General features: G+C 62.6%; 14 protein-coding genes. 5 read left to right on the top strand and 9 right to left on the bottom strand.

From position 1 onward, the window contains the following. Positions 1-91 precede the first annotated feature (91 nt). Complete coding sequence (gene tpx / locus LGQ10_RS02450; protein ID WP_226524573.1) at positions 92-592, bottom strand: thiol peroxidase; 501 nt, start codon at positions 590-592, stop codon at positions 92-94. A gap of 530 nt (positions 593-1,122) precedes the next feature. Between tpx and LGQ10_RS02445 the strand changes: the two genes are divergently transcribed. Together LGQ10_RS02445 and LGQ10_RS02440 are read left to right on the top strand one after the other, a co-directional pair. Further along, positions 1,123-2,763: a J domain-containing protein gene (locus LGQ10_RS02445; RefSeq protein WP_226524572.1), complete on the top strand. Its 1,641-nt coding sequence runs from the start codon at positions 1,123-1,125 to the stop codon at positions 2,761-2,763. After that, the gene (locus LGQ10_RS02440) at positions 2,760-3,737 is read left to right on the top strand and encodes a DUF3829 domain-containing protein (protein ID WP_226524571.1); all 978 of its coding nucleotides are present in this window, start codon (positions 2,760-2,762) and stop codon (positions 3,735-3,737) included. Before LGQ10_RS02445 ends, LGQ10_RS02440 begins: the two co-directional genes overlap by 4 nt. Positions 3,738-3,774: 37 nt before the next feature. Here LGQ10_RS02440 and LGQ10_RS02435 read toward each other — a convergent pair whose 3' ends face one another. The 3 genes from LGQ10_RS02435 to LGQ10_RS02425 form a co-directional block, all read right to left on the bottom strand. Then, positions 3,775-4,446, bottom strand: a complete 672-nt coding sequence (locus tag LGQ10_RS02435; RefSeq protein WP_226524570.1) for a DUF3313 domain-containing protein — start codon at positions 4,444-4,446, stop codon at positions 3,775-3,777. Positions 4,447-4,557: 111 nt separating this feature from the next. Beyond that, positions 4,558-5,052, bottom strand: a complete 495-nt coding sequence (locus LGQ10_RS02430; RefSeq protein WP_058434459.1) for a DUF934 domain-containing protein — start codon at positions 5,050-5,052, stop codon at positions 4,558-4,560. Next, the gene (locus tag LGQ10_RS02425; protein WP_226524569.1) at positions 5,049-6,722 is read right to left on the bottom strand and encodes a nitrite/sulfite reductase; all 1,674 of its coding nucleotides are present in this window, start codon (positions 6,720-6,722) and stop codon (positions 5,049-5,051) included. The genes LGQ10_RS02430 and LGQ10_RS02425 overlap by 4 nt, the downstream gene beginning before the upstream one ends. Before the next feature lie 439 nt (positions 6,723-7,161). On the opposite strand from LGQ10_RS02425, the gene ccoN reads away from it, so the two are divergent. Both ccoN and LGQ10_RS02415 read left to right on the top strand, forming a co-directional pair. Beyond that, complete coding sequence (gene ccoN, locus LGQ10_RS02420; RefSeq protein ID WP_226524568.1) at positions 7,162-8,589, top strand: cytochrome-c oxidase, cbb3-type subunit I; 1,428 nt, start codon at positions 7,162-7,164, stop codon at positions 8,587-8,589. Positions 8,590-8,646: 57 nt separating this feature from the next. After that, on the top strand, positions 8,647-8,865 hold the full coding sequence (locus LGQ10_RS02415) for a cbb3-type cytochrome c oxidase subunit 3 (protein WP_226524567.1): 219 nt from the start codon (positions 8,647-8,649) through the stop codon (positions 8,863-8,865). 3 nt (positions 8,866-8,868) lie between these two features. Here LGQ10_RS02415 and LGQ10_RS02410 read toward each other — a convergent pair whose 3' ends face one another. Further along, complete coding sequence (locus tag LGQ10_RS02410; RefSeq protein WP_226524566.1) at positions 8,869-9,642, bottom strand: helix-turn-helix domain-containing protein; 774 nt, start codon at positions 9,640-9,642, stop codon at positions 8,869-8,871. Between the two features lie 75 nt (positions 9,643-9,717). Between LGQ10_RS02410 and LGQ10_RS02405 the strand changes: the two genes are divergently transcribed. Then, a complete protein-coding gene (locus LGQ10_RS02405; RefSeq protein WP_226524565.1) occupies positions 9,718-10,407 on the top strand; it encodes an aspartate/glutamate racemase family protein in 690 nt (229 codons plus the stop codon). Between the two features lie 225 nt (positions 10,408-10,632). On the opposite strand, the gene LGQ10_RS31330 is transcribed toward LGQ10_RS02405, so the two are convergent. The 4 genes from LGQ10_RS31330 to LGQ10_RS02390 all read right to left on the bottom strand — a co-directional run bounded on the left by LGQ10_RS31330 (position 10,633) and on the right by LGQ10_RS02390 (position 12,726). Next, positions 10,633-10,758: a hypothetical protein gene (locus LGQ10_RS31330; protein WP_264194087.1), complete on the bottom strand. Its 126-nt coding sequence runs from the start codon at positions 10,756-10,758 to the stop codon at positions 10,633-10,635. A gap of 177 nt (positions 10,759-10,935) precedes the next feature. Then, a complete protein-coding gene (locus LGQ10_RS02400) occupies positions 10,936-11,115 on the bottom strand; it encodes a hypothetical protein (protein WP_058437262.1) in 180 nt (59 codons plus the stop codon). A 155-nt stretch (positions 11,116-11,270) separates the two neighbouring features. After that, positions 11,271-12,446 carry a lactonase family protein gene (locus LGQ10_RS02395; protein WP_226524564.1) on the bottom strand — a complete coding sequence of 392 codons (1,176 nt, stop codon included), beginning with the start codon at positions 12,444-12,446 and terminating at the stop codon, positions 11,271-11,273. Next, a complete protein-coding gene (locus LGQ10_RS02390) occupies positions 12,433-12,726 on the bottom strand; it encodes a DUF5629 family protein (RefSeq protein ID WP_226524563.1) in 294 nt (97 codons plus the stop codon). The genes LGQ10_RS02395 and LGQ10_RS02390 overlap by 14 nt, the downstream gene beginning before the upstream one ends. Positions 12,727-12,846: the final 120 nt, after the last annotated feature.

Here is a 12,846-nt window from a genome sequence, read left to right as displayed (position 1 = left end):
TTGCCTGACATTTCAAAAGGCGAAGCTAACTTACTGAAGCACAAATAAAAACGGCCTGGGCAAGCCAGGCCGTGAATAATTGTAAAAGCGCTTATTTAAGGACGGCCAACGCGGCCTCGTAGTTCGGCTCCTCGGCGATTTCCTTGACCAGTTCGCTATGCAGCACCTTGTCGTTTTCGTCCAGCACCACCACGGCGCGGGCCGTCAGGCCGGCCAATGGACCGTCGGCAATGGCCACGCCATAGTTTTCGATGAACTCACGGCCACGCAGCGTCGACAGGTTCTGCACGTTTTCCAGGCCTTCGGCACCACAGAAGCGCGCCTGGGCAAACGGCAGGTCAGCAGAGATGCACAACACCACAGTGTTGGCCACATCGTTGGCCTGGGCGTTGAACTTGCGTACCGAGGTCGCGCAGGTCGGGGTGTCGACGCTTGGGAAGATGTTCAGCACCTTGCGCTTGCCGGCCAGGCTGGCGAGGGAAACATCGGCCAGGCCGGCGCCCACCAGGGAGAACGCAGGCGCCTGGGAGCCGACTTGTGGCAGCTGACCATTGACCTGAACCGGATTGCCTTTGAGGGTGACTTGAGCCATGAGCGGAGTCCTTTGCGGGAGTGATGGAGACAGAAATCGTCGAGAGGCCGAAGTTAAGCATGAAACGGCGCGGGCACCTATTGCCCGCCGGAGAAATTGTCCAACAACAGTCCGAACGAGCACCCAGGGCAAACACTTGATGGCACGAGGCCAGACGCCGGGCAGACAACGAAGAAACACCTGGCCAGAATCAGCAACGACCTGAACGACACTTGACGGCCAGGCCTGGAAGACCAGCCAGTATGCGCGCAAAAAAGCTCACCAAAACCAGATAAATCATGACAATAAACATGATAAATACGCTGTAACTATATTATTTATATGCATTTTTTATATTCTATAAATCACATTAAATTAACCATCTTATTTTTATGGAAATAATTATAAAACACATTAATCAGGGGCATCGCCACTGAGCTTTCCAGCAGCGTGCGGTCGTATGGTTTTTCTCGTGAAGGCCACATACCGCGTAGTATCATCACGCCATCACCGAGTCTTGCCGCGGTTTTTCCATGGAGTCGTACCGCCCAATGAGTTGCTGGACCCTGCTCGGCCTGCCGGCCACCCCTGACACCCGCACCATCAAGCGTCACTACGCCCAGCTGCTGAAACAGACCCGCCCGGACGAAGACCCCGAGGCGTTCCAGCGCCTGCGCGAGGCCTATGAACAGGCGCTGGAACAGGCGCACTGGCTGAACGAAGAGCACGATGATGCCCAGGCTTGCGCCGTGGACGATCTGCGCCATGACCTCACTGCCCAGCAGGCACCCGCACAACTGAGCCCGGCGCAACGGGTCGCCCCTTTGCTGGAAGGCATTCGCATCGAACAACTTGACCTGCGCCATGAGCAGGCGATCGAGGCTGATTGCGCACTGGAGTTCGAACTGGGCCTGTTGCGCCATTGCGTGGAACGACCCGGACAATCGCCGCAGTTGCTGGCCTGGGGCTTTGAAACCTTCAATTGGCTGAGTGCCTGGCAACGCCTGGATCTGCCGGACTACCTGACTGACGCCCTGCTCCAGCAATGTCGCCAAACCCTCGAGCAGTCCCTGCGCAACGCCCTGGAGCAACAGGACGACGACGCCTTCATCCAGGCTTATGCCCGGCGTCCGGTGCACGGCTGGCTGCATGACCTGGACCAGCGTCACTGGTTCAACCAGTGCCTGGCGCAGATGCTGCTGCAGAGCCCCTACTGGTCCAGCACCGTATTTCAAGCCGTCTGTGCCGGCCAGGGCTGGAAGGCCGGAAAAGACAACCTCTGCCCGGACATTGAATGGAACCGCATGCTGGTGCGCGAGCAAGGCCCGGCCTTCATCGCCAGCCAGCGGGCCCTGGCCATGCAAGCGCCGTCGTCGCCAGAGCAGCGAGCGGCCTACCTGTTGCTGGCCCCCATCAGCCTGCACCGCCGCCGGGCCTTTGCCCGACGCCTGAACGAAGAAGACTGGGCCCGCTGTCGCACACTCAGTTCACACTTGCATGCCTATTACCCGCAGGTAGCGGCCGAGATGCCCGGTGGCACGCCGTTCTTCTGGCGCGAGTGGGAGTTCGCCTTCAATGCCTGGCCGATGTACCTGGCGATCCTCATCGCCTGCCTGGCCGGTGCGCTGGTCCGCTATGCCCCGCAAGGCAACGGGCCGGGGGAAATCCTCGGGGTCACGTTGTTCTGGGGCGCCTGCTTCGCCGCGTCCGCGGCACTCATGCACTGGCTGTGGCAGCCGCTGGCCCATCGAGCCTGGGTACGCGACCACGCACTCAGCGCCCGCCTGCTGCACCGGTTCGACCCGGGCCGCAACCTGTTGCTGCTACGGGATCTGCTGCCGGCCGCAGTGCTGGGTTCGGCGCTGGGATTTGTGTGCGGCCCGACCAGCACCATCGTCTACCTGGGAATGCTTCTGGGCATCGCTGGCGTACGCCACTCAGGGTTCAGCACGCGGATTTCCTGGCGCCACAGCGCCCCCTGGCAACGACGCTTGCTGATCGGGCTGGGTTGCGTGCTGGTGGCCGCCGGCCTCGTGGCGCTCAAGCTGGCAAGCAATTACGCCACGGTAACGGCCAACCAGGGCCTGCAACAATGGAGCGAACGCCTGTGCGCGCAGATGCCAGCCAGCGCACGAGAGTGCGCCGCGCCCGCCACCACCGACCAGTGGTACGGCCGGGAGGACACCCCATGAATCCCAACTGGTTGCTACCTATCGGCCTGGGCCTGATGCTGACGCTGTTCGGTTTGGCCGGTTCCAGCAAGCAACTGGGCCAGCTCGACCTCTGGCTCGATAGCCGGGACAGCCCCTACACCGCCCGGGCCAACGCCCTGAACCCGATCATCGACTGCATGAACCAGATGGATGTGCCCTGGCGCGTGGCCCATCAGGCGTATCTGGCCCTGGGCAAACCACGGGCCTCAGCTCCCGCCGCCTATGACATCAATCCCCAGGGCGGCCAGGACATCGACACGGTGTACCGAGCCGCCTGCAGTGGAGACATCAGCGCAAGGCTCAAGATCCTCGATCCGAGCAGCCCGCTACCGGCCGCCATTGAACGCTACCAGCAAGTACTTGCACGCTTCGTCGCCCTGACCCAGGACGCTCGGATGCAACGCATGGGGTTCGGTCGAGCGCTGGACGAGGCACAGCTCGATGAGCGGGTGCGTCAACTTGAGATCCAGTCCGAGGAGTACCTGGCCGCTTCCAATACCGTGCGCCAGCTGCTTGCGCCCCTGGATATCGAGCATCGCCCCGAACAGTTGCAACGCCTGGAACAACGCCTGGGCCGCAACGTGCACTGGGCCCTGCTGCACTACATGATCCAGGCCAGGACCACGATGGACCTGATCGAGGACGGCATCCGCCACCAGACCCTGACCCCGGCACAGCTGGCACAGAGCACCCAGGAACTGCGCCAGGCCTGGGATGCCCGGCAACAGTTCACCCGTACCGGGCAGCCGGACAAGGACACCCGGGAAGCGCTGTACCTCTGGCAACTGATCGCTGCTCCTGGCCAGCAATACCTGCAAGCCCTGGACACCCTGCACCGGGACTGGCAGCAGCATGCCGCGCCCCAGCGCCTGAGCGACGATTTCCATGCTGTGGCCCAGGGCTACGACCAGATGCTTTACCACTACAACAAGCTGGCGCGCAGCCAGTATTGAATCCGCTGCCCGGGAGAGCGCCCGGGCAGCGTCCGGTTCATTTCTTCTTCAGTTGCAGGTAGGACTGGTGCAGGTCCGAAGCCCAGCTGTCGATGACACTCTTCACATCGCTGGCCTGCATCACCTGGGTGTCGTTCGCCAGGGGCTTGCCAGTGCCCTTGCGCACCACTTCGGCGATCACCCGACCGTCGCTGCCATCGAGGAACACCGCCTCGGTGGCCAGGGTGGTCTCCTGGTCGCGAATACCACTGGCCGTGCTCACGGCGGCGGCCACCAGGGCGACCGGGATGATTTCATAGGCCTTGAGGCCCTCGGTCTTGCTGCTCACCGCGGTGATCGCTGCCCGTACCACCACCACGCCCGGCCCGGGACCGGTAGCCAGCGGCATGGACTTGCCCAGTTCGCGCTTGAGCGCTTCATCGTAGTAACGGGTGATGCCGGTCAGCGTGTCCTGGGGAATCTTCACCGTTGGCTGCGGCTGCGGATAGAACTGGGTCGGCTCGATATAGGCGCTGGTGTAGCGATCCGGCTTGAGCTTGGGGTCGATCCAGCGCATCACCTGCACCCCGGACGGCGACTTGGCCTCCTTGAGCAGGCTGTAATCGCTGAGAAACCCCGAGTAGTCCTCGGGCTGGGTCACATTGCTGGAGCAGCCCGCCACCCCGAGAGTGGCGAGGCACAGGGTGCTGAGGGTCAGTGCAAGCTTCATGGGTCACTCCTGTAGGTGAAGCAGCCATGGACTGGCTAGGGGAACTACAGGTATAGCCAAAAGCCTGCACTTGCGCCGTCAGCCTCAAGCACAAACCACACTCCCTGCGGCTTAACGTCGCCGAAACAGCGGCCGCGGCTCGATGACCGAGCGTCCGTACAGCACGCTCATGCCTGCCAGGCCCTTGAGGGCGTCCTGGACACATTTGTCTTCACGTATGGCGAAACTGTCGAAGCCGCATTGGCGCATATGGCTCAGCTGGTCGCGCAGCACATCGCCCACCGCGCGCAACTCGCCCATCCAGCCCAGGCGGGTACGCAACAGGTAGGCCTGGCTGTAGCCGCGACCGTCGCGAAAGCTGGGAAAGTCCACCGCCACCAGCGGGATCAGGCGCAACCACGGCTTGAGGCTTTCCACCTCGTCATCCGGCCCCAGCCAGACACCATCCCGGGCCGGCTGGTGCTCGATGCGGCGCATCAGCCAACGAGCCAGCGGCAGGATCAACGGCCCTTCGGGCAAGGGATCGTCGACCCCGCGCACCAGGCTCCAGGCATCGTCCGGCACCCACTGCGCTTCTCCTTCGCACAAGCTCAGCAGATTGTTCATGCCGACAACTCCTCTGCCTTGGGATAGACCCGTTCCTTGAAAGGCTCCAGGCCGATGCGGTGCAGGGTGTCGAGAAACGGCTCATCGCTCTCGCGATAACGCACGAAGGTGCCAATGATGTGCTCGATCACCTGGGGAATCTCCCCGGCACTGAAAGACGGCCCAATGACCTTGCCCAGGGCGCTGTCCCTGCCCTGGGCACCGCCCAGGGTCACCTGGAACCACTCCTGGCCGTTCTTGTCGACCCCCAGGATGCCGATATTGCCAATGTGATGATGGCCGCAGGCATTCATGCAGCCGGAGATGTTCAAGCTGATGCCCCCCAGGTCATGGACATAGTCCAGGTCGTCGAAGCGCTGCTGGATCGCCTGGGCGATGGGAATCGAGCGGGCATTGGCCAGGGCGCAGAAGTCGCCGCCGGGACAGGCGATGATGTCGGTCAGCAAGCCGGCATTGGCGGTGCCCAGGCCCTTGTCGCAAGCCAGTTGCCACAGCTCGTGCAACTGCGACTTGGGCACATCCGGCAAGACGATGTTCTGCTCATGGGCGATGCGGATCTCGCCGAAGCCGAAACACTCGGACCACTCGGCCACCGCCTCCATCTGCAGCGCGGTGACGTCACCTGGCGGCGCGGCCATGCCCGGCTTGGTCGACAGCACCACGCTGGCATAGCCAGGCACCTTGTGCGGTTGTACGTTGTGCGCCACCCAGCGGGCGAACGCCGGTTCCTCGGCCAGTCGGCTGCCGTACTCCAGGCACGCGTCCCCGAGATGTTCATAGCGCGGCGGCACGAAGGCGCTGGCCACCCGCCCGTACTCGGCCTCGGTAAGCTGCGCCGGGCCATCCTTGAGGTGCTGCCACTCCTCCTCCACCTCACGGGCGAAAGCCTCGATGCCCAGGGCCTTGACCAGGATCTTGATCCGCGCCTTGTACTTGTTGTCACGCCGGCCGTAACGGTTGTAGACCCGCAGGACCGCCTCGACATAGGACAGCAGGTGCTGCCACGGCAGGCCCTCGCGGATCTGCTGACTGAGGATCGGGGTACGCCCCAGGCCGCCGCCGACCATCACCCGCAACAGCATCTGGCCGTCGTCGGCGCGATACAGATAGAGACCGATGTCGTGCATCATGATCGCCGCACGGTCCTGCTCCGCCGAGCAGATGGCGATCTTGAACTTGCGTGGCAGAAACAGGAATTCCGGGTTGATGGTCGACCACTGTCGCAGGATCTCCGCCAGCGGGCGCGGGTCCAGCAATTCGTCGGCGGCAACCCCGGCAAAGGCCTCGGTGGTGATGTTGCGCACACAGTTGCCCGAGGTCTGGATGGCATGCATCTCCACCGCCGCCAGGCGCTCGAGAATGTCCGGCACCTGAGCCAGCTCGATCCAGTTGAACTGCAGGTTCTGGCGCGTGGTGAAGTGTCCGTAGCCGCGATCGTAGTCCCGGGCGATGCCCGCCAGGGTGCGCATCTGCCGGGCGCTGAGGGTGCCATAGGGAATCGCCACCCGCAGCATGTAGGCGTGCCGTTGCAGGTACAAGCCGTTCTGCAGCCGCAGGGGCAGGAACTCCTCCTCGCTCAACTGGCCCTCCATGAATCGTTCCACCTGGTCGCGAAACTGCGCCACCCGCTCAAAGACCAGGGCCCGGTCATAGTCGTCGTACTGATACATGTGCCTACCTCGTCCTCATCGGTGCTGGCCGCGCCCCAGGTTGTGCTCGAAAACGCTCGTGCTTGGACCATGGACATGCGGAGTGCCTACAGCACTCCAGGAAAACAGGCCGGGAGTGCTCATGCAGGTCTCTGCCGCCGAGCCGCTCCCGGACTGCCCTTGTCTTGCCTGATCGTTGCTGGACGAGCTTTCGCTACAGAACCCGGCGACGCGTGGGGTGAGGCGGCGACTATGCGCTTGCGGCGCAGATCGTTACAGATCCAGGTAAAAACTAAAAAACCATATCAGTAGCTGCCATCGCTTTATGGGATTGAGCTAAATCTGATCCGTATTATTGCTGTTTTTCTGAGCCTGTTTTGTTTTGCCCATGGTTCCTACAGTGCACCCCGTGCCAGACCGGGTGGCCTGGCAAGACTTTGCAACCGTGGAAGCATTGACCATGAACTCAGCAACAATCGGACAGGCCTACAACTACAAGGTGGTTCGCCAATTCGTCGTCGCAACAGTGGTATGGGGTGTGATCGGCATGGCCATGGGGGTGTGGATCGCCTCGCAACTGGTGTGGCCGGAACTGAACCTCGACCTGCCCTGGACCACCTTCGGCCGCCTGCGGCCGCTGCACACCAGCCTGGTGATCTTCGGTTTCGCCGGCAGCGCACAGTTCGCCGCTAGCTACTACGCGGTCCAGCGCACCTGCCAGGTACGGCTGTACTCCGACACCCTGGCCGCCTTCACCTTCTGGGGCTGGCAATCGGTGATCGTGATCATGCTGGTCACCCTGCCCCTGGGCTACACCACCACCAAGGAATACGCCGAGATCGAATTCGCCGGCGCGGTGTGGATGGCGGTGGTCTGGGTGGTCTACGGGATCGTGTTCTTCACCACCGTGGTGCAGCGCAAGAGCCAGCACATCTATGTCGGCAACTGGTTCTTCGGCGCCTTCATCCTGGTGATCGCCATGCTCCACGTGGTCAACCACCTGTCGATCCCGGTGGACTGGTTCAAGTCCTACCCGGTGTATTCCGGAGCCACCGATGCCATGGTCCAGTGGTGGTACGGCCACAACGCCGTGGGCTTCTTCCTGACTACCGGTTTCCTGGGGATGATGTACTACTTCGTGCCCAAGCAAGTGGGACGCCCGGTCTACTCCTATCGCCTGTCCATCGTGCACTTCTGGGCGCTGATCACCCTGTACATCTGGGCCGGCCCGCACCACCTTCACTACACCGCACTGCCGGACTGGGCGCAGTCGCTGGGCATGGCCATGTCGCTGATCCTCCTGGCGCCAAGCTGGGGCGGCATGATCAACGGCATGATGACGCTCTCGGGTGCCTGGCATAAATTGCGCACCGACCCGATCCTGCGCTTCCTGGTGCTGTCCCTGGCGTTCTACGGCATGTCGACCTTCGAAGGCCCGATGATGGCGATCAAGACCGTCAACGCCCTATCCCACTACACCGACTGGACAATCGGCCACGTGCATGCCGGCGCTCTGGGCTGGGTGGCCATGATCACCTTCGGCGCCATCTACCACATGGTGCCCAAGGTTTTTGGCCGCGAGCAGATGCACAGCGTGCCGTTGATCAACCTGCACTTCTGGCTGGCTACCATCGGCACCGTGCTGTACATCGCCTCGATGTGGGTCAACGGCATCACCCAGGGCCTGATGTGGCGTGCAGTCAACGAGGACGGCACCCTCACCTACTCCTTCGTCGAGGGCCTGGTGGCCAGTCATCCAGGCTTCGTGGTGCGTTTCGCTGGTGGCGTGTTCTTCCTCAGCGGCATGCTGCTGATGGCCTACAACACCTGGCGCACCGTGCGCGTGGCTGATACCCGGCTGGCGCTGAGTGAAGCCCGGATCGCCTGATCCGCCTCCAGACGCCGGCCCCGAGCCGGCGTTTTCATTCCAGGGAGCAAGACCGTCATGGACATTCTGTTCAACCTGCTGGGGGTGGTGTTTCTCTACCTCTGCATCGAGTACTGCCTACGTCATCAAAGCGCCAAGAGCCTGGACGAGGCCAGCCTGATCCCCTTTGCCGACGATCCGGAAGTCGCGCGCCGGGTGGAAGCCGCCACCGGCAAGAAAGTCAATGCCGTGGCCCCGGAGGAAGCCAAGCCGGGGTGGATCAACCTGGAGATGTAGGCATCACCGCCCGCGCCGCTGGAACCTTTGGCGATATTCACGCGGGGTCAGCCCCAGATGCTTGCGCAAGGCACTCCCCAGGTGCGACTGGTGGGCAAAACCGCACTCCAGGGCGATGACGGCCAGGGCCAGGTCGCTGTGTTCCAGCAGACGCCGGGCGGCCTGCAGGCGGATCTCGGTGAGCCAGGCATGGGGAGTCATGCCCACGGCGCGACGAAAATCGCGCAGCAAGCGCAATTCGTGATGGCCATAGGTCGCGGCCAGTTGCATCAGGGACAACGGCCTGGCGTATTCATCGGCCATCTGTTGCAGCACCCGCCCCAGATCCCCGGCGGGCGGTGTGGTGGCCGGCCCCCAGGGCAAACCGATAAAGGCCAGGGCACATTGCTCCAGGGCCAACTCGTCGGTCTGCGGGGCCAGCAGCAACCGCCGGGCTTCCCTTCCCAGGGCCAGGGCCTGGGCATGCCCCAGGCTTTGCAGGCGACGCTGGCAGGCCAGTGGCGCCAATGAGTCCTGCCAACGGGCGAGCAGGTACTCGCCACCTTCGCCAGATTCGGAAAACACCTCGATACCCTTGGGCGTCAGGGCCAGGGTTCCGGGCCAGGTGTCGAAATCCTCGCGCCGGTCGGAGTCGATGGCATGCACGCCGCGCTGACGCTCCAGGGCCACCCCCAGGGTTTGCCACTGCACCGGGTCGCGAGCGCTGTAGGCTGCGGCGGGCAGCAATTGCAGCACCAATCGCCCGCCCAGCAAGCGATGTTCGAACAATTGGGGCATGTGAAATTTCCTGATAGATCACCAGTGGTGGCGACGCCAGACTCAGCAGCATCCAACACGACCAAGGAGTTGCAGATGCGCACCATCGGCCTGATCGGCGGCATGAGCTGGGAATCCAGCGCCGAATACTATCGCCTGATCAACCAGCAGGTTCGTGACCACCTGGGCGCCCTGCGTTCGGCCCGGTTGCTAATGTACAGCGTCGACTTCGGGCCTGTCGAACAGGCCCAGCACGCCGGCGACTGGGACGCGGCAGCGGCGATCCTGGTGGATGCCGCCCGGCGCCTGGAGGCCGGCGGCGCCGAATGCCTGGTGCTCTGCACCAACACCATGCACAAGGTGGCCGCACCGATCCAGGCGGCGACGGTCCTGCCCTTCCTGCACATTGCCGACCCCACTGCCCAGGCGGCATTGGCAGCAGGCCACCTGAAGGTCGGCTTGCTGGGCACCGCCTTCACCATGGAACAGGATTTTCTCAAGCAACGCCTGGTCGACCAGGGCCTGCAAGTGCTGGTTCCGGATGCCGAGGAACGCCAGGCGGTGCATCGCATCATCTATGAGGAGTTGTGCGTGGGGATTATTCGCGACGATTCACGCCGGCTGTACCAGCGCGTCATCCAGTCGCTTAAGGCCCGTGGCGCGCAGGCGGTGATCCTGGGCTGCACCGAAATCGGCCTGCTGCTAAAACCCGAGCACAGTCCAGTACCCCTGCTCGACACCACGGTGCTGCACGCCCAGGCGGCGGTGGCGTTCGCCCTGGGCTGATGACTACGTGACGGGCATCGGAACCTGCGGCTGCGGCCGTAATGCTGTTCAGTTAAGCGAGGTGATCCCCTGTAGGAGCAGCCGGTCGACGCTCGATTGCTCGCGATGGTCGTTAACGTTAGCGCGTGTCTACTGGATAAACGTAGCGCTCTGAAGTCCATCGCGGGCAAGCCTCGCTCCTACCATTTCCTTAACTGAACGGCATTACGGCCACGGCCGAGGCTTTCAGTCTTGCAGCAGGCTGCTCAGGCGTTCGCGGGAGGTTTCGGGCTCGCCTTCCACCGGCTGAGCGGAAGACAGGATGGGACTGGAATAGAGCAACAGCAGAACCACGGTCAGACGCATCACCATGCTATCGATCCTTGCTCGGGAAAGAGTCAATAATTCAGCGTCAAATTTAAACACATGGCCATATGACACTACCAAGCAAAATTTGCCGGGCCAAGGATCTGGTCGCAAACAGGTATGCAGGAGCGACATCACTGCATCAGTGATGTCGCTCCTGCATACGGGGAGTCTGGGGGCGTTTCAGCTGTGGGTCTTGTGATCCAGCGCGGCATAGAAGTTGGCGCTTTGCTGCAGGTACTTCTGTGTGTAGGTAGTAGTGCCGGATTGCTTGCGGCTGATTTCCACACTGGCACCAGCAGGCAGTACCACGCTGGCGGAAATGGCGGAGGCTGCGATCACGGAAAAGAGATTGAAATTCATGCGGGTAACCCTCGTATTCGGTTGGCTTGCCTGCCCGTGTGGGCTGTGGAGCAAACTTACTCTCGAGGGTTGGCGGGAAAAAATTCTTTGCGGCAGTAGCCACTATCAGCGTCATTAATAGAAAGCGTCAGGCCCCGGATGCCGGGGCCTGCGGCTTATTGACGCACCAGGAACTTGATATCGCTCGGCGCATCGAACGGCAGTTTCTGCACGGTCTTGCCCAGGAAACCGGTCTTGGCGTCACGCTCGATCACCACGATCTGGTTGCTCTTCTGGTTGCCGATCAACACGTAACGATTGCTCGGGTCGAGGCTGAACTCCCGTGGATGGTCACCCTCCACGGAGCGGCGCTGGATTTCCTTGAGCTGGCCGTTGGCCGGGTCGATGGCGAACACCAGCAACTGGTTGGCGGTGCCACGATTGCTCACGTACAGGTACTGGCCATCCTTGGAGGCATGCAGGGCCCCGGCGGCCTTCTTCTCCTTGCCGGCGTTGGCCGCCAGGTCGAGGATCTGGCGTTGAGTCAGCTTGCCGTCCTGGTAATCGAACACCGCCACCTGGGCGCTCATTTCCAGGGTCAGGTAGGCATGCTTGCCATCAGCGCTGAACAGCAAGTGACGCGGCCCGCTGCCCGGTGGCAACTGGACGAAGGCCGGGTCGGCTGCACGCAGCGGATGTTCCGGATTGGCCTTGGGGTCGTAGTGGTAGACGAAGATCTTGTCCGCCCCCAGGTCGTTGGCGAACAGGAACTTGCCGTCCGGCGACGACACCGAGGAATGCACGTGGGCCGACTGTTGGCGCTCCGGATCGACCCGGCTGGCCGGATGGCTGCTCAGTTGCACCACGGGCGAAAGATGGCCATCGGCGCTGACCGGAACCACTGCCAGGCTGCCGCCCGGGTCCACATCCACCGAATAGTTGCTGACGAACAGGTAGCTGCCATCGGCGCTCAGGCTGGAGTGGGTCGGCTCGTTGCCCTGGCTCTGCACCTGGTTGATCAGGTTCAGCTGGCGGGTCTTGGGGGCCAGGCTATAGCTGCTGACCCGGCCGATGGGGTCGGCCTGCCCCGGGCTATTCTCGTTCACCGCAAAGACGAACTTCTGATCCTTGGACAGGGTCAGCCAGGACGGGTTGGAGCTCTTGACCACCTGCAGCGGCTTGGAATCGATCTGCCCGGTGCGCTCGTTGAAACGCAGGCGGTACAACCCCTGGCTCTGGCCCTGGGTGTAGGACCCCACCAGCAGTTCCTGGGTCTCCACGGGCGCGGCCTGCACCGCCATGGCACCGACGCTGCCGGCAATCAGCAGCGGCCAGACATTACGCATCTTCATGGTCATCTTCCTCTTCGTCACGGGCACTGAACGCGCTCATGCACACCAGGCGGTGCTCGCCGCCGTCCCCTTGCAGGACCCAGCTCTGCAATTGCGGATCGAAAGTCGCGGCCTGCACCTGGGCCAGGGTGAAACTCCAGCGCTTGGCGGCGCGCCCGTCCATGCATTCGATCAGCAACTGCTGGTCGTCGAGGCTGAAATCGAAGGCATGCAGGCCGTCGATTTCCAGCATGTCGCAGGCCTGGAGGGCGTTGAGCAAGGTGTCGGTAGCAGCGGTCATAGCGATCAATCATCAGTTGGAAAGGCGCAATGATAGCCGATTGGCGTGGGCCGGTCGGGCCAGTATTACGCCTGCCCTAAACCTGATTGTGCACCCATGAAAAAGCCGCGCCCCCAAAGG

This window comes from Pseudomonas sp. L5B5, assembly GCF_020520285.1.
GTDB lineage: Bacteria > Pseudomonadota > Gammaproteobacteria > Pseudomonadales > Pseudomonadaceae > Aquipseudomonas.
This window is presented reverse-complemented; position numbering and strand designations above follow the sequence as displayed.

Excerpts from the sequence above, each read along its gene's own strand:
- LGQ10_RS02405 (WP_226524565.1), top strand. The coding sequence starts at position 9,718 with ATGCGCACCATCGGCCTGATCGGCGGCATGAGCTGGGAATCCAGCGCC.
- LGQ10_RS02430 (WP_058434459.1), bottom strand. The coding sequence starts at position 5,052 with ATGAACAATCTGCTGAGCTTGTGCGAAGGAGAAGCGCAGTGGGTGCCG.
- LGQ10_RS02415 (WP_226524567.1), top strand. The coding sequence starts at position 8,647 with ATGGACATTCTGTTCAACCTGCTGGGGGTGGTGTTTCTCTACCTCTGC.
- tpx (WP_226524573.1), bottom strand. The coding sequence starts at position 592 with ATGGCTCAAGTCACCCTCAAAGGCAATCCGGTTCAGGTCAATGGTCAG.
- ccoN (WP_226524568.1), top strand. The coding sequence starts at position 7,162 with ATGAACTCAGCAACAATCGGACAGGCCTACAACTACAAGGTGGTTCGC.
- LGQ10_RS02400 (WP_058437262.1), bottom strand. The coding sequence starts at position 11,115 with ATGAATTTCAATCTCTTTTCCGTGATCGCAGCCTCCGCCATTTCCGCC.
- LGQ10_RS02425 (WP_226524569.1), bottom strand. The coding sequence starts at position 6,722 with ATGTATCAGTACGACGACTATGACCGGGCCCTGGTCTTTGAGCGGGTG.
- LGQ10_RS02440 (WP_226524571.1), top strand. The coding sequence starts at position 2,760 with ATGAATCCCAACTGGTTGCTACCTATCGGCCTGGGCCTGATGCTGACG.
- LGQ10_RS02410 (WP_226524566.1), bottom strand. The coding sequence starts at position 9,642 with ATGCCCCAATTGTTCGAACATCGCTTGCTGGGCGGGCGATTGGTGCTG.
- LGQ10_RS02390 (WP_226524563.1), bottom strand. The coding sequence starts at position 12,726 with ATGACCGCTGCTACCGACACCTTGCTCAACGCCCTCCAGGCCTGCGAC.
- LGQ10_RS02435 (WP_226524570.1), bottom strand. The coding sequence starts at position 4,446 with ATGAAGCTTGCACTGACCCTCAGCACCCTGTGCCTCGCCACTCTCGGG.
- LGQ10_RS02445 (WP_226524572.1), top strand. The coding sequence starts at position 1,123 with ATGAGTTGCTGGACCCTGCTCGGCCTGCCGGCCACCCCTGACACCCGC.
- LGQ10_RS31330 (WP_264194087.1), bottom strand. The coding sequence starts at position 10,758 with ATGGTGATGCGTCTGACCGTGGTTCTGCTGTTGCTCTATTCCAGTCCC.
- LGQ10_RS02395 (WP_226524564.1), bottom strand. The coding sequence starts at position 12,446 with ATGAAGATGCGTAATGTCTGGCCGCTGCTGATTGCCGGCAGCGTCGGT.